17 protein-coding genes are annotated in these 15,172 nt (G+C 60.6%); all 17 read right to left on the bottom strand.

From position 1 onward, the window contains the following. Positions 1–4: 4 nt before the first annotated feature. The 17 genes from fliQ to BM132_RS20690 all read right to left on the bottom strand — a co-directional run bounded on the left by fliQ (position 5) and on the right by BM132_RS20690 (position 15,167). Entirely contained in the window at positions 5–274 is a 270-nt protein-coding gene (gene fliQ, locus BM132_RS20770) for a flagellar biosynthesis protein FliQ (protein WP_047226258.1), read from the bottom strand. A 24-nt stretch (positions 275–298) separates the two neighbouring features. Beyond that, on the bottom strand, positions 299–1,048 hold the full coding sequence (gene fliP / locus BM132_RS20765; protein ID WP_047226257.1) for a flagellar type III secretion system pore protein FliP: 750 nt from the start codon (positions 1,046–1,048) through the stop codon (positions 299–301). Continuing rightward, the gene (gene fliO / locus BM132_RS20760) at positions 1,048–1,485 is read right to left on the bottom strand and encodes a flagellar biosynthetic protein FliO (protein WP_092397555.1); all 438 of its coding nucleotides are present in this window, start codon (positions 1,483–1,485) and stop codon (positions 1,048–1,050) included. The genes fliP and fliO overlap by 1 nt, the downstream gene beginning before the upstream one ends. Beyond that, positions 1,486–1,944, bottom strand: a complete 459-nt coding sequence (gene fliN / locus BM132_RS20755) for a flagellar motor switch protein FliN (RefSeq protein ID WP_047226255.1) — start codon at positions 1,942–1,944, stop codon at positions 1,486–1,488. Positions 1,945–1,998: 54 nt separating this feature from the next. Beyond that, positions 1,999–2,967, bottom strand: coding sequence for a flagellar motor switch protein FliM (fliM, locus tag BM132_RS20750; RefSeq protein ID WP_003184019.1), 969 nt, complete (start codon positions 2,965–2,967; stop codon positions 1,999–2,001). Positions 2,968–2,976: 9 nt separating this feature from the next. After that, entirely contained in the window at positions 2,977–3,480 is a 504-nt protein-coding gene (gene fliL / locus BM132_RS20745) for a flagellar basal body-associated protein FliL (RefSeq protein ID WP_092458417.1), read from the bottom strand. 227 nt (positions 3,481–3,707) lie between these two features. Next, positions 3,708–5,078 (bottom strand): flagellar hook-length control protein FliK, encoded by a 1,371-nt coding sequence (locus BM132_RS20740; protein ID WP_092458413.1) that lies wholly within the window; start codon positions 5,076–5,078, stop codon positions 3,708–3,710. A gap of 88 nt (positions 5,079–5,166) precedes the next feature. Further along, positions 5,167–5,511, bottom strand: a complete 345-nt coding sequence (locus BM132_RS20735) for an Hpt domain-containing protein (protein WP_092458410.1) — start codon at positions 5,509–5,511, stop codon at positions 5,167–5,169. Between the two features lie 31 nt (positions 5,512–5,542). Then, on the bottom strand, positions 5,543–7,249 hold the full coding sequence (locus BM132_RS20730; RefSeq protein WP_177218198.1) for an ATP-binding SpoIIE family protein phosphatase: 1,707 nt from the start codon (positions 7,247–7,249) through the stop codon (positions 5,543–5,545). Positions 7,250–7,258: 9 nt separating this feature from the next. Next, the gene (locus BM132_RS20725; RefSeq protein ID WP_256244292.1) at positions 7,259–7,654 is read right to left on the bottom strand and encodes an STAS domain-containing protein; all 396 of its coding nucleotides are present in this window, start codon (positions 7,652–7,654) and stop codon (positions 7,259–7,261) included. Between the two features lie 102 nt (positions 7,655–7,756). After that, positions 7,757–8,206, bottom strand: coding sequence for a flagellar export protein FliJ (fliJ, locus tag BM132_RS20720; protein ID WP_047226250.1), 450 nt, complete (start codon positions 8,204–8,206; stop codon positions 7,757–7,759). A gap of 6 nt (positions 8,207–8,212) precedes the next feature. Next, the gene (gene fliI / locus BM132_RS20715) at positions 8,213–9,571 is read right to left on the bottom strand and encodes a flagellar protein export ATPase FliI (protein ID WP_047226249.1); all 1,359 of its coding nucleotides are present in this window, start codon (positions 9,569–9,571) and stop codon (positions 8,213–8,215) included. After that, entirely contained in the window at positions 9,561–10,406 is an 846-nt protein-coding gene (gene fliH, locus BM132_RS20710; protein WP_092397546.1) for a flagellar assembly protein FliH, read from the bottom strand. Before fliH ends, fliI begins: the two co-directional genes overlap by 11 nt. 7 nt (positions 10,407–10,413) lie before the next feature. Next, on the bottom strand, positions 10,414–11,433 hold the full coding sequence (gene fliG, locus BM132_RS20705) for a flagellar motor switch protein FliG (protein WP_003199086.1): 1,020 nt from the start codon (positions 11,431–11,433) through the stop codon (positions 10,414–10,416). Then, on the bottom strand, positions 11,426–13,210 hold the full coding sequence (gene fliF, locus BM132_RS20700) for a flagellar basal-body MS-ring/collar protein FliF (RefSeq protein ID WP_047226247.1): 1,785 nt from the start codon (positions 13,208–13,210) through the stop codon (positions 11,426–11,428). Before fliF ends, fliG begins: the two co-directional genes overlap by 8 nt. Before the next feature lie 15 nt (positions 13,211–13,225). Continuing rightward, the gene (fliE, locus tag BM132_RS20695; protein WP_047226246.1) at positions 13,226–13,552 is read right to left on the bottom strand and encodes a flagellar hook-basal body complex protein FliE; all 327 of its coding nucleotides are present in this window, start codon (positions 13,550–13,552) and stop codon (positions 13,226–13,228) included. A gap of 226 nt (positions 13,553–13,778) precedes the next feature. Next, positions 13,779–15,167 (bottom strand): sigma-54-dependent transcriptional regulator, encoded by a 1,389-nt coding sequence (locus BM132_RS20690; RefSeq protein ID WP_092397544.1) that lies wholly within the window; start codon positions 15,165–15,167, stop codon positions 13,779–13,781. Between the last annotated feature and the right edge of the window lie 5 nt (positions 15,168–15,172).

The raw sequence follows: 15,172 nt of genomic DNA, 5'->3' as shown, positions 1-15,172 counted from the left end.
CAGGTCAACCGATCAACTGCGGAATACTGCCGTAAAGCTGCAGGATGTATTCCATGAAGGTTTGCACCAGCCAGGGACCGGCGACGATCAACGTCACCAACATCACCAGCAGACGCGGCAGAAAGCTCAGGGTCTGTTCGTTGATCTGGGTCGCGGCCTGGAACATTGCCACCAGCAAGCCCACCAGCAGGCTGGGTATCACCAGCACGGCGACCATCATGGTCGTCAGCCAGAGCGCTTCGCGGAACAGGTCTACCGCTACTTCAGGCGTCATATTCTTGCTACCCGCACAAATGGCCTACACACCGCCGAAACTGCCCGCCAGGGTGCCGATGATCAGGGCCCAGCCGTCCACGAGCACGAACAGCATGATCTTGAACGGCAGGGAAATGATCAATGGCGACAGCATCATCATACCCATGGCCATCAGCACGCTGGCGACCACCAGGTCGATGATCAGGAACGGGATGAAAATCATGAAACCAATCTGGAACGCGGTCTTGAGCTCGGACGTCACGAACGCCGGCACCAGGATGGTCAGCGGCGCTTGATCCGGGCTGGCGATGTCTGTGCGCTTGGACAAGCGCATGAACAGTTCCAGGTCGCTGGTGCGGGTCTGGGCCAGCATGAAATCCTTGATCGGCACTTCAGCCTTGGCCACCGCATCCTGGGCGGTGATGGTTTCCGCCAGATAGGGTTGCAGCGCATCCTGGTTCACCCGGTCGAAGACCGGTGCCATGATGAACATCGTCAAGAACAGCGCCATGCCGGTCAGAATCTGATTCGACGGCGTCTGCTGCAAGCCCAGGGCCTGGCGCAGGATCGAAAAGACGATAATGATCCGGGTGAAACTGGTCATCAGCATGACGAACGCCGGGATGAAACTCAGCGCGGTCATGATCAGCAGGATCTGCAGGCTGACCGAATACTCCTGAGCCCCTTCGGCGTTGGTGCCCAAGGTAATTGCCGGGATCGACAGCGGATCGGCAGCGAGCACCAACGGCGCGGCCAGCATCAGGACCACCGCCAACAGAATGCGCAACGGCATTACTTTTTATCCTTCTGATCTTTACCCAACAGCTCCATGAGACGCTGGGCAAACTCGGGGGTGGCCTGGTCGGTGGCAGGCACCTGCACCGGCTCCTTGAGAACATGCAATGCAGTGATAGTGCCCGGGCTAAGCCCCAGCAGAATCTGCTCGTTGCCAACCTGAACCAGCACCAGCCGATCCCGCGGGCCAAGCGCGCGGGAACCGACGATGTCGATGACCTGCCCCTTGCCGGCTGGCCCAGCCTGCTGCACGCGCCGCAGCAACCAGGCCAGGAAAAAGATCAACCCCAGCACCAACAGCAGACCGAGCACCAATTGCGCCAGTTGCCCAGCGATCCCGCTACTCGCCGCCGGTGCCGCAGCGACGGTGGCTACCGGCTCGGCTGCCAGCACACTGAATGGCAGCATCAAGGCTGCGGCGAAAAAACCTTTCACTCAGCGCAGCTTCTTGATGCGTTCGCTCGGGCTGATCACGTCCGTCAGGCGAATGCCGAACTTCTCGTTGACCACCACCACTTCGCCATGAGCGATCAACGTGCCGTTGACCAGCACATCCAGCGGCTCGCCAGCCAGGCGATCCAGCTCGATCACCGAGCCCTGGTTAAGCTGCAGCAGGTTGCGGATATTGATATCGGTGCTGCCCACTTCCATGGAAATAGACACTGGGATGTCGAGAATCACGTCCAGGTTCGGCCCGTCCAGCGTCACCTGTTCGTTGCTTCTAGGCACGCTGCCAAACTCTTCCATCGGCAGGCGGTTGGAGGCGTGAGCGCCAGTGTCGGCCGCCAGCAAAGCGTCAATGTCGGCCTGCCCGGCGTCGCCGGTTTCTTCCAGGGCTGCAGCCCACTCGTCGGCCAGCGCCTGGTCATCCTGGGTGTTCATATCGTCAGCCATCATTTGTCCTCGGCGGGCAAAAATTCAGTTAAAAACGTAAGGGTTCGACACCGCTCAGCGGCGTTCGATCGGCTCGATCACCTGCAACGCCAGGTTGCCTTTGTGAGAGCCCATCTTGACCTTGAAGGCCGGTACACCGTTGGCGCGCATGATCATGTCCTCAGGCATCTCGACAGGAATAATGTCCCCCGGCTGCATATGCAGGATGTCCCGCAGGCGCAGCTGACGCCGGGCAACCGTCGCGCCGATCGGCACGTCGACATCCAGCACATCCTGACGCAAAGCATTGATCCAGCGCTCGTCCTGATCGTCGAGATCCGACTGGAAGCCGGCGTCGAGCATTTCCCGTACCGGCTCGATCATCGAGTACGGCATGGTCACGTGCAGATCGCCACCACCGCCATCGAGCTCGATGTGGAAGGTCGAAACCACAATGGCTTCGCTCGGGCCGACGATGTTGGCCATGGCCGGGTTCACTTCCGAGTTGATGTACTCGAAGTTCACTTCCATGATCGCCTGCCAGGCCTCCTTCAGATCGACGAAGGCCTGCTCCAGCACCATGCGCACTACCCGCAGCTCGGTCGGGGTGAATTCACGCCCTTCGATCTTGGCGTGACGACCGTCACCGCCGAAGAAGTTGTCCACCAGCTTGAACACCAGTTTGGCGTCAAGGATGAACAGCGCAGTGCCGCGCAACGGCTTGATCTTCACCAGGTTGAGGCTGGTGGGTACATACAGCGAGTGCACGTATTCACCAAACTTCATCACCTGCACGCCACCGACGGCCACATCGGCCGAACGGCGCAGCATGTTGAACATGCTGATGCGGGTGTATCGGGCGAAACGCTCGTTGATCATTTCCAGGGTCGGCATCCGTCCGCGAACGATGCGATCCTGGCTGGTCAGGTCGTAGCTTTTGACGCTGCCCGGCTCAGCAGCGTTTTCGGTCTGCACCAGGCCATCATCGACACCATGCAACAGCGCGTCGATTTCATCCTGGGACAACAGGTCCTGCACGGCCATGTCGGGTTCCTACTGCAATACGAAGTTAGTGAAGAGCAACTGTTCGATCACCACTTTGCCGAGCTCTTTCTGAGCCACTTCCTGCACGCTGGCCGTGGCTTTCTGACGCAGCATTTCCTGGCCGACGGGCGTGGCCAGGGTGTCGAAATTCTGTCCGGAAAAGAGCATCACCAGGTTGTTGCGGATCAGTGGCATGTGCACCCGCAGCGCTTCCAGGTCAGCCTGGTTGCGGCCCAACAGGGTGATACTGACCTGCATGTAGCGTTGGCGACCGTTCTGGGTGTAGTTGGCCACGAAAGCGGGCGCCATCGGCTCGAAAATCGCCGGCTGCTTGCCTACCGGCGCGGCTTCGACCGCCACGGCCGGCTTGCTTTGAGCGTTGTGCATGAAATACCAGGTCGCTCCCACGGAAAGCCCCATGGCCAGGAGCAAGCCCACCACGATCAAGATGATCAGCTTGATTTTGCCCTTGGTTGCCGGGTCCTTTACAGCTGCTGCTTCGCTCTTCGCCATGCCAATAATCCGTCACTAATCGGGGTTTTCACTGTTGCACGGCAAGGCAGGAGCAAGTGTTATGCCAGAAGTGTTTGGAGAAAGGGATGTGAGATAAATCTTCAGGACGCCATAAACCAATGTGGGAGCGGGCTTGCTCGCGAAGGCGCAGTGTCAGTCGACATCATTGCCAACTGACACACCGCTTTCGCGAGCAAGCCCGCTCCCACAGGGTTTTCAGCGTTTGGTCAGGCGTAGAAATCGACCGCGCTGGTGCCGATCACGCTGGTGGCAGTGGCTGCTACTTCAGCAATGCTGGCTGGCAGGTCTTCCTCTACCGAATCCACCCGCCCGCCGGACGATGTTGTGCGCCCAGCCTGAGCCTGTTGCTGCGCTTGCTGATCCTGCCCCTGGGAGCCACGGGACTGGTCGGACACGCTGACGTCGACCTGGCCCATGCCCTGCTGGGCAAAACTGTCGCGCAGGCGATGCATCTGGCCTTCGAGAGCTTCGCGAACGCCGGAATGAGCGCTCATGAACGTCACTTGGGTCTGCTGATCCGGAACCATGTTCACCCGAATATCCAGGCGACCGAGTTCGGCCGGCTGCAACTGGATATCGGCCGCCTTGAGGTTGACGCTCGACAGGTACATCACCCGGTTGACCACCTCTTCGGTCCAGCCGCTCTGATTCATCGCGATAGGCTGGTTGACCGGTATCGCATTGGCGGTTTTTGGCGTGGCGGCCTGGGTCAGCGCCGCCAGACGGTTGGCGAAGTCATCCACGCGAGTATCGCTGGAAGCAGCGGTCAGATCCTTGAGGCCCTCATTGAGCAAGCCGCCAAATGCCTTTTCACCACCCTGGCTGCCGGGGCCGGTACTGTTCTGGTCAGCCTGCACGGTGAGCATGCTTGCCATGCCGGCGGCAAAGGTTTGAGCAGATGTCGATTCAGCGTCGAGCGATACCGGGGCGGGTGCCTTGGACTGGGCCTGACTGGCAGCGGAAACATGGCCGCCCTGCTCCATCGCCAGGCGCAAGGCAGGCAATGCATCAAGCGGATCGGCGGCCGGATCGAATTCAGGGTCGACCACCACCGCAGCCTGGGCCACTGTGGCCAATGGAGCGACCGGCGCCGCCACCGCAGCCGCGACTTGAGGCGTCGTCGTGGCCACCACGGGCGCGGGCTCTGCCTCGGTTGCGACAGCCGGTGCGATCATATCCGGCAGCAACGCGGGATCCACTGCTGGATCGCCAGAAGCAACTTGCGCCGCCGGGGTTTCAGTCGTGTCGGCGCCGTCATCATTGGCCACTTTGTCATCGGCCGTTGACGGTTTGTCGGCGGGCAAGGATTTGCCGCTATCGGCAACCGTCGTCTCGGGGGCGGCAGCCGTTTCGTCGCCATCATCTTTTTTGACGGTGTTATCAGAAGCCTGGTCGCGCACCTGTTTAACCGATGGCTCGGGGGCCATCGACGACTTGGCGGGGGCCTGGCGGGCGAAGACCTGAGCGAAGCTGGAGGCTTTATTCCCGAACTCAGGGGCCGCTGCCGGTGAATTGACGGCGGCCTGAGGCTTGGCCTGCGGGGTGGCCTGAAGCAGTGTATTGGGCGTTACGGGCATAAAAAGGTCTCCGCTGCACTGGAATCATAGGTACAGTCGAGAGAGGAGAATGCAAGGGACGGGCCAACCTATTGGCAATGCTCGAATCTCAGCAGTGGAACCCTTCACGCTCTTCCCTGCAAAGCTTGCGAACGTGGGCGAATTCACTGTCGATTTCGCTGACCAGCTTTTCGATCCCGCCTAACGACGGCTGTTTGGCACGTTGCTCCAGTTCGCCGCACAGTTCTGCCAGACGGATGGCACCCATGTTACTGCTGCTGCCCTTGAAGCTGTGGGCCGTGGCACTGAGCTTTTCCGCGTCCCGAGCCTCATGCAGCACACGCAGGCGTGCTTCGGAATCGTTAAGAAAGGTATCCAGCAACTCCAGATACCCGTCCTCCATGACTTCCTTCAACGTACTCAGTACGTCGCGGTCCAGATGAATCTCACTCACTTGTTCGCTCCCTGATCAAGAATGGCGCCGATTATGCCAGAGCCTCCCAGAAAAACTCCACGCGCGCACTACGACCATCGTCTGACCAGCAGGCCTGATGGCTCAACTGGCGGACCAGGCTCACGCCGCGCCCCGACAACCGGTTACTGTCCGCAGGTCGCGCCAACACCCGGGCGACATCGAAGCCCTTGCCACTGTCTTCGACTTCAATGACCAGACGACCACCGTCACCGTGAGGCGTGACGTGCACATGAACCCGGACGTGACCGCTGTTCAATTCATCCAGGCGCTGGTTGCGCTCGCTGTAGTAACGGGCGAAACCCGACGCGTCGCGCTTGATACTCGAGTCGAGCCCCAATACGCCATGGTCCAGCGCATTGGAGTAGAGCTCCGAAAGCACGCTGTAAAGGGCGCCACTCTGAGCCCTGAGCCCGTGAACCTCAAGCAACAGCTGCAACAGGTACGGCATCGGGTTGAACCGCCTGAGCGTCTGCGCGCGAAACTCGAAACTCATCGACCAGTCCAGCGGGCTGGACTGGCCGCTATCGGAATAGACCGGCGGCGGCGGGTTGAGTTGCGTCGGTGCGACCAAACGCACCTCGACCATACTGAAGTCATCCCGCGGCTCGCCGCGAAAGTCTCGCAAGGCTTGCTGGATGTCTTCGAAAAGACAGTCGGGCTCGCGATTGGCCGAAAAAACCTGTTGCAAACGCTCCACGCCAAACAGCTGCTCATTGTCGTCGGCGGTGTCGATCACGCCATCGGACAGCAGGAATACCCGGTCACCCAGCGACATGGGGTGCACTTCAGTGCGGTCATCGAACAATTGGGGAGTGAGCACGCCCAACGGCAGGTGGCGCGCCGGCAATAGCGTGCGCACGCCGCTGAGGCTGTCATGCAGGTAACCATCAGGCATGCCGCCGTTCCAGACTTCCACCGTGCAGCGCTGGAAACTCAGACATAACAGGGTCGCGCAACAGAACATGTCCACCGGCAGGATGCGCTTGAGCTTGGCATTCATCTCCCGCAGGATCTGCGCCAGGCCATAGCCTTTGGCGGTCATGCCGTAGAACACCTCCGCCAGCGGCATCGCGCCGACCGCGGCCGGCAAACCGTGTCCGGTGAAATCCCCCAGCAGGATGTGCATGTCGCCTGCCGGATTGAATGCGGCCAGCAGCAAATCGCCGTTGAACAGCGCGTAGGGGGATTGCAGGTAGCGGATGTTCGGTGCGCTCAGACAGCCGGAATGGGCGATCTTGTCGAACACGGCCTTGGCTACGCGCTGCTCGTTGAGCAGGTAGTCATGGTGCCGGGATATCTGGTCACGCTGCTCCACGACAGTGGCCTGCAACCGACGCAAGCGGTCCATGGCCTTGATCTTGGCGGCTAGGATGACCTGGTTATACGGCTTGGCCAGAAAATCGTCACCCCCCGCTTCCAGACATCGGGCCAAGGCTTCGCTTTCGGTCAGCGAGGTGAGAAAAATGATCGGAACCAACTGCTCCCCGGCCAGTTGCTTGATCTTTTGCGCCGCCTCGAAACCATCCATCACCGGCATCATCGCGTCCATCAGCACCAGGTGCGGACGCTGCTGGATATAGATATCCACCGCCTCGGCACCGTCAGCCGCAGTGAGCACGTGATGGCCCTGACGACGGACAATAGTCGACAGCAGCAGTCGGTCAGCGGCACTGTCTTCGGCAATCAGGACCGTCAGCGGTTCGAGGTCGGACAACATGGCTGCAGGTCAAGCTTTTCCGGGATGAAGCTTGTCCTGGAGATGGCCTGCCTGTGGCTTGTCTTTTTCTCCCGCGCTGTCTTTCCCTGCATCTTCTTTCGGATAGATATCGAACAGCTTGTCGAAGTTGGAGATCGCCAGGATTTTCTTGACGTCACTGTTGCTGTTCACGATCCGGATATCCGAATCTTCGCCGCCTGCATGATCGCGCAGCAACAGGAGCATGCCCAAGGCGGAACTGTCGAGATAGGTGGCTTCTTTCAAGTCCACCACAATGGATTCGGGCTTTTGGTTGAGCCGCTCGTAAGACTCGCGAAACTCTTGATGCCGGCCAAAATCGAAACGACCCTTGATCGAGATCGTCAGCTTTTGCCCATCGGGGGATACTTCGGTAACGACTGACATGTTCGGCTTCCTTGTCATGGACATACGTGTACAAGGTTTAGCACCTGGTAGAAGTCTGAGCAAGGTTTGCAACACTTGCCTCGCAAAATCCCGGCCCGATGATCAATACGGATCCTGACGCGGCAGACGCTGGGACAACTCATCCAGCAGTTTTTGCTCGCGTCTGTCCTCCAATCGCCGCGCTTCGTCGATATAACGCTGTACGAGTTTGCGCAGGCCTTCGACCCGGGCGAAAGCTTCTTGCCAGCTCTGACGGGCCTTTTCCAAGTTGTTCTGGTGCCAGACCAGACTCTGGCGCTGCTGGTCGATGGCGGTGCCCAGTTGCGCAAGAAAGCCCTGGTAGCCCAGCAACCATTGCCCAGAAACGCCATGACTGCCACGGGCGATCCATTGTTCCTGATATTCGAGGCGAAAGTTTTCCAGGTCCGCCAGCTTGCTTTCGGCGACTGCCACCTGGCCCTGGAAATAGGCCAGGCGCTGGACGGCAGTTTTTTCGGCCTTTTCCGCCATCTCCACCACGGGCGCCAGACGTGCCGCACGACTCGTGGCCATGGCCGGTTACCCGCCTGCGACCGGAGTGAAGATGCTCTGCAGGTGCGCTTCGCTGGCGCCCATGCCGATGTTGTCGTTCAGGCTCTGGCGCAGGTAAACCGCCATTGCCGGATAGAGATTGATGGCGGTATCGGTCTCACGATCACCGCCCGGCACGTAGGCACCCACGCTGATCAGGTCACGGCTCTGCTGATAGCGTGACCAGTATTGCTTGAACTGTTGCGCACGCTTCAAGTGCTCGGCGCTGATGACCGACGGCATGACCCGGCTGATGGACGCCTCGATGTCGATGGCCGGATAGTGCCCCTCTTCGGCCAGACGCCTGGACAACACGATGTGACCGTCGAGCACGCCACGGGCCGAGTCGGCAATGGGGTCTTGCTGGTCGTCGCCTTCGGACAGCACGGTATAGAACGCCGTGATCGAACCGCCGCCCTTCTCCGCATTACCCGCGCGCTCAACCAGCTTGGGTAACTTGGCGAATACCGAGGGTGGATAGCCCTTGGTGGCCGGCGGCTCGCCGATGGCCAACGCGATTTCCCGCTGGGCCTGGGCGAAGCGGGTCAACGAGTCCATCAGCAACAGGACGTTCTTGCCCTTGTCGCGGAAATACTCGGCGATCCGCGTGCAATACATGGCAGCCCGCAGACGCATCAATGGCGCATCATCGGCCGGCGAAGCCACCACCACCGATCGTTTAAGGCCCTCTTCGCCGAGGATGTGCTCGATGAATTCCTTCACCTCGCGCCCCCGTTCGCCGATCAGCCCGACCACGATAATGTCCGCCTCGGTGAACCGGGTCATCATGCCCAGCAGCACACTCTTGCCCACCCCCGTACCGGCAAACAGGCCCAGACGCTGGCCGCGCCCGACTGTCAACAAACCGTTGATGCAACGGATGCCCACGTCCAGCGGTACGCTGATGGGGTCGCGCTTGAGGGGGTTGATCGTCGGGCCGTCCATCGGCACCCAATCCTCGGCCTTCATGCCGCCCTTGCCGTCCAGGGCACGCCCGGCGCCGTCCAGCACCCGTCCGAGCATGCTCATGCCCATGGGCAGCCGACCGGTGTCAGCCAAAGGCACAACCCGCGCCCCAGGTGCGATGCCGGCTACGCTGCCCACCGGCATCAGGAAGACCTTGCTGCCGGAGAAGCCCATGACTTCTGCTTCGACCTGGACCGGGTGATAACTGTCGTCGTTGATCACCATGCAGCGACTGCCCATGGCGGCACGCAGGCCCTCGGCTTCGAGGGTCAGGCCAACCATGCGCAGCAAGCGCCCTTCCAGGATAGGCTGTCCGGCCAGCTCGGTAGCCTCGGCGTAACTGCCCAGGCGCTTGCCGAAGCTGGTTCGCTCAAGGCGCATCGCGGCCGTCCAGTTCAGGGGCAGTGAGTTCAAGAGCATCCGATTCTGCGGCGTCTTGATCAATATGGGTGTCAACCGGGGGCTCGTCTGGCAATTCCAGGCTCAGGTCGGCAGCGGCCGGGTGCAGTGCCTGTTCGTGCAACTGGTCGAAGAGCTTGGCCATGATCTGGCTGATGCGGGTTTCGATGGTCGCATCAATGCGGCTGTGCTCGGTTTCCACACGGCAACCGCCCGGCAGTAGGGCTTCGTCCTCGACGATGCGCCAGGTTTCTTCATGACGCTCACGCAGCGCCTTGACCAGTTCGAAATCCTGAGGATTGATGTACAGCCGCACATTGCCCACGCCCAACGGCAAAAGCTTGAGGGCTTCGCGCATGACGTGTTCGATCTGGCTCGAATCAATGGCCAGTTCACGCTGGATCACTTGTCGAGTGATGTGCTGCACCAGCCCGACCAGGGACTTCTCGATCTGAGTGTCCTGCTCGGCGATAGGCTCGAACAGGTTGAGCATCAGCGATTCCAGCGCGCGGAGCTTGGCTGTCAGCGCTACGTCGGCTTCCTGGCGAACCTTGAGCGTGGTGCTATGGAAACCTTCTTTTTCACCAATGGCGAAGCCTTCGTTGTAGGCCTCCTGACGAATGCTTTCGACTTCTTCGAGGGTCAGTGGCTGGACTTCTTCCAGCGGCACCTCCTCCATTTCCGGCAGTTCTTCCTCGGGCTCAGGCTCGGGCTCGGGGACGTGGGGATCGAAGCTGGGCAGCGACCAGACGTCAAAACCACCGACATCCCGAGCGCGGATCAGGTCGCTGGGTGAATCATCACTCTTGGCAGACATAACGACCTTAAATCATCTCTTCGCCGCCCTTGCCACCGAGCACGATCTCTCCGGCTTCGGCCATACGGCGGGCGATGGTGAGGATTTCCTTTTGTGCGGTTTCCACGTCGCTGACACGTACCGGGCCCTTGGCCTCGAGATCGTCGCGCAACAGTTCGGCCGCCCGTTTGGACATGTTCTTGAAGATCTTTTCCTTGACGCCTTCGTCCGACCCCTTGAGGGCCAGTACCAGGACGTCGGAGGACACTTCGCGCAACAACGCCTGAATGCCACGATCGTCGACATCGGACAGGTTGTTGAACACGAACATGAGGTCTTCGATCTGACCGGACAGGTCTTCGTCGAACTCGCGGATCGAGTCCATCAACTGACCTTCGATCGAACTGTCGAGGAAGTTCATGATGTCCGCCGCGCGCTTGATGCCACCCAGGGTGGTGCGCGAGGCATTGGAGTTACCCGAGAACTGTTTCTCGAGAATCTGGTTCAATTCTTTCAGGGCCGCCGGCTGCACGGTATTGAGCGACGACACCCGCAGGATGATGTCCAGGCGCACCTTATGATCGAAGTTGCCCAGCACTTCACCGGCCTGGTCCGGGTCGAGGTAAGCCACCACGATCGCCTGGATCTGCGGGTGCTCGTAGCGAATCACGTCAGCCACTGCGCGCGGCTCCATCCATTTGAGGCTGTCCAGGCCGCTGGTGTTTCCACCCAGCAGAATCCGGTCGATCAGGCCATTGGCCTTGTCTTCGCCCAGCGCCTGGGTGAGCATTTTGCGCACGTAGTCGTCGGAGCCGACGCCCAGGCTGGTCTGGTCGCCGACGATGTCGACGAACTCACTCATCACCTGCTCGACCTGCTCACGGTGCACGTTGCCCATCTGCGCCATGGCCACGCCCACGCGCTGAACCTCCTTGGGCCCCATGTGACGCAACACCTGGGCGGCGTCGGTCGATCCCAGGGACAGCAGCAAAATCGCGGCTTTGTCGACCCGGGACAATTTGGCAACAGCGGCTCGATTATCACTCATCTGCGTTAATCCACTCTTTCACGACCTGAGCCACACGACCCGGGTCTTCTGCCACCAGACTCTTGATAGCGTTCAACTGAGCGTCATAGCCTTCGCTCGGGCTTGGCAGCAGAATGCTCTGCGGCCCGCCGAGGCTGACGCGATCATTGGCCAATTCGCCATCCAGGCCGCCCATGCCTCCCAGCTCTACATCACCCAAGCCAGCCAACTGCTTGTTCTTGCCGCCACCGGTGATGTTGTTGAGCACCGGACGCAGCACGCCGAACACCAGGATCAGGATGAACAGCACACCCAATACTTGCTTGACCACATCCCAGAACCAGGGTTGCGAATAAAATGGAATGTCGGCGATCTCTTCGCCGCGCTCCTGGGAGAACGGCACGTTGATCACGCTCACGCTGTCGCCACGGCTGGCGTCGAAACCCACCGCGTCCTGCACCAGACGAGTGAATCGTGCCAGCTCGTCGGCACTCCACGGCGCACGGCTGGTTTCGCCATTGGCCGGGTTGATCTTGACCTGATCGTCCACCACCACCGCCACCGACAAGCGATTCAAACGGCCCTGCTGCTGCTTGGTGTGGCTGATGGAACGGTCGAGCTCGAAGTTCTTGGTCGACTGTTGGCGCTTGTCGGCCGGGTACGGCGCCAGCATGGGCTGACCGGTGGCCGGGTCCATGATCTGTTGACCGTTGGCGTCGATCAGCGGCTGGCCCGGTTGCACCATGCCAGCGGCCGCAGTGGCACCACCGGTGGTTTGGGGCGCGCTGGCCGGCGACGGCGGTTGGTTGCTAAGCGCACCAGGTACCCCTTGCGGGCCATTGCTGGCGGTGCGTTGCTCGTTCACCGACTGTTCGCTGCGCAACGCCGGTTGATCGGGGTTGAACTGTTCGGACGTTGATTCGACGGAGCTGAAATCCACATCGGCCGACACCTCGGCCTTGTAGCGGTCGTTACCCAGGATCGGTTGCAGGATGTTGTGCACCCGCTGAGTCAGCATGCCTTCCATGCGACGGCTGTAGTCGAATTGCTTGCCGGCCATGGTCAGAGCAGAGTTCTCCGCCTGATCGGACAACAGGTTGCCCTTCTGGTCGACCACGGTGATCTGGGACTTGCTCAACTCGGGAACACTGGTTGCCACCAGATTGACGATGGCCACGACCTGGCTGGGCTCCAAAGAGCGACCGGAATACAGTTCAACCAGTACCGAGGCGCTTGGCTTGCGCTCATCGCGCACAAACACCGAGCTTTTTGGAATCGCCAGGTGCACACGGGCACCCTTGACGTTGTTCAGGCTGGCAATGGTACGCGCCAATTCGCCTTCAAGGCCGCGACGATAACGGGTCGCCTCCATGAACTGGCTGGTACCCAGGCCCTGGTCCTTGTCGAGGATCTCGAAACCGATATTGCCATCGGTGGGCGTTACGCCAGCAGCGGCGAGTTTGAGGCGCGCGCGCGCCACGTCGTCGGCCTTGACCAGCAAGGCGCCGGAATTGGGTTCGACGGTATAAGGAATGTCGGCGGCAGCCAGGGTCTCCATGACTTGCTTGGCGTCCATGCCCTCCAGACTGCCGTACAAAGGACGGTAGTCCGGCTGCTGGGACCACAGCACCACGGCAAACCCGATCGCCACGCTCGCAGCCAGGCCGACCAACAGGCCCACCTGACGCAGCATGGTCATCTCGGAGAGGTTTTCCAGGAAGGACAGACCGAACAGCGGCGGTTTGCCGTCGGGCGGAGTGGCCTTGGCCGGAACGTTATCAGCGACTGCTTCTGCCATGACTCAATAATTTCCTTAGACCGGCATCTGCATGATGTCTTGGTAGGCTTGAACCAGCTTATTGCGAACCTGGGTCAACGCCTGAAACGAGACACTGGCTTTCTGCGAAGAGATCATCACGTCCGTCAGGTCGACGCCACTTTTGCCAATCTCGAAAGCACTGGCCAACTGACTCGACGCCTGCTGGGTATCGTTCACTTTATTGACGGCTTGACCGAGCATGTCGGAAAAACTGCTGGCACCCACTTCCGGGACCGCGACCGACTTAGGCTGTGCCATGGCGTCCATTTGCATGGCCCGCATGTCCAGCATCAACCGATTAAATTCAATACCTTGGCTCATGGTCTACTCTCTCTGGCGGCCCGCATTTTTTTGACACTTACTCAGCGGGTACACAGGTATTAGCAACAAGGGTGCCAGCTCCGTGGCGACAGAAAACAAATGCTCACATAAGCTCATGTGGGAGCGGGCTTGCTCGCGAAGACGATCTGTCAGTCACATTTGCATTGGCTGAACCACCGCTTTCGCGAGCAAGCCCGCTCCCACATGGATTTTCGGTGCATACCACTCAACTGGCGAAGAGATAAGCCTCCACGTCCATCCCCGCATCACGCATTTGCGCCAGCTTGTAGCGCAGGGTGCGCGGGCTGATCCCCAAGCGCTCGGCCGCTTCCTTACGCCGGCCACGCTCGGCGCGCAGGGTGTCGATGATCATCTGGAATTCGCGACGACGCAGATCGTCTCCCAAAGCACCGGCCGATTCGCCCTCCACTTCCACCGGAGGGGCAAACGCCGGGACTGCGGTCGCTGCCGGCAATGGCGCGCAGGCCACCGGCCCGCTCAGACAGAAATCTTCCGGTTGGATCAAACCGCCCTGCTGCAGAATCAATGCCCGCTGAATGGCATTGTCCAGCTCCCGTACATTGCCAGGCCAACGGTAGGCAATCAGAAACGCCTGGGCCTCGGGGGACAGTCGGGCTGCCGCGTGCTTCATTTTATTGACGTGTTTGCTCAGCAGACGCTCGGCCAGCGGCAGGATATCGGCGGTGCGCTCGCGCAACGGTCGCCAGGCCAGCGGAAATACGGACAGACGGTAATAAAGGTCTTCACGAAAACGCCCCGCCGCCACTTCGCCGGCCAGGTCGCGGTTGGTGGTCGCCACCACGCGGATATCCAGGCTGATAGGCTTACGCGCACCGACCCGCTCCACTTCCCGCTCCTGCAACACGCGCAACAGCTTGGCTTGCAGGCCGAGGGGCATTTCGGAAATTTCATCGAGCAGAATGGTGCCACCGTCAGCCTGCTCGAACTTGCCGGCCTGGGCCGAGATGGCCCCAGTAAACGAGCCCTTCTCGTGACCGAACAGCGTCGCTTCCAGCATATTGTCGGGAATCGCCGCACAGTTGATGGCAATGAACGGTTCGCTGGCACGCCGGGATTGCTGGTGAATGTAGCGCGCCAGCACCTCCTTGCCGGTGCCGGACTCGCCGGAAATCAAAACAGTGGAGTCACTGCGCGCCACCCGCGCGGCCAACGCCAGCAACTGCGCGCTGGCCGGCTCGATCGCTATCGGGCCTTCGCCCTCGACGGCGGGGCTGCCCAAGGCATGACGGGCCACCAGGTCCAACAGCGCCTTGGGCTCGAACGGCTTGACCAGATAATCCGCAGCTCCTTGGCGCATGGCATCCACGGCGCGCTCGACGGCACCGTGGGCAGTCATCAGCAGGACCGGCAATTGAGGTTGGCGGGCGCGCAACAGACCAAGCAGTTGATGGCCATCCATGCCCGGCATGTTGACGTCACTGACCACCAGGCCGAAGGTCTCTTGAGCCACAGCCAGCAAAGCATCTTCCGCCGAACCGACGGCGGTGTAATCGTGCCCGGCCAGCACCAGGGTATCGGCCAGCGCCTCACGCAGGGCCCGGTCATCCTCAACCAGTAACACCTTGATCGTCATGCCCC

This window comes from Pseudomonas sp. NFACC45 (genome assembly GCF_900113505.1).
Taxonomy (GTDB): Bacteria; Pseudomonadota; Gammaproteobacteria; order Pseudomonadales; family Pseudomonadaceae; genus Aquipseudomonas; species Aquipseudomonas tehranensis.
This window is presented reverse-complemented; position numbering and strand designations above follow the sequence as displayed.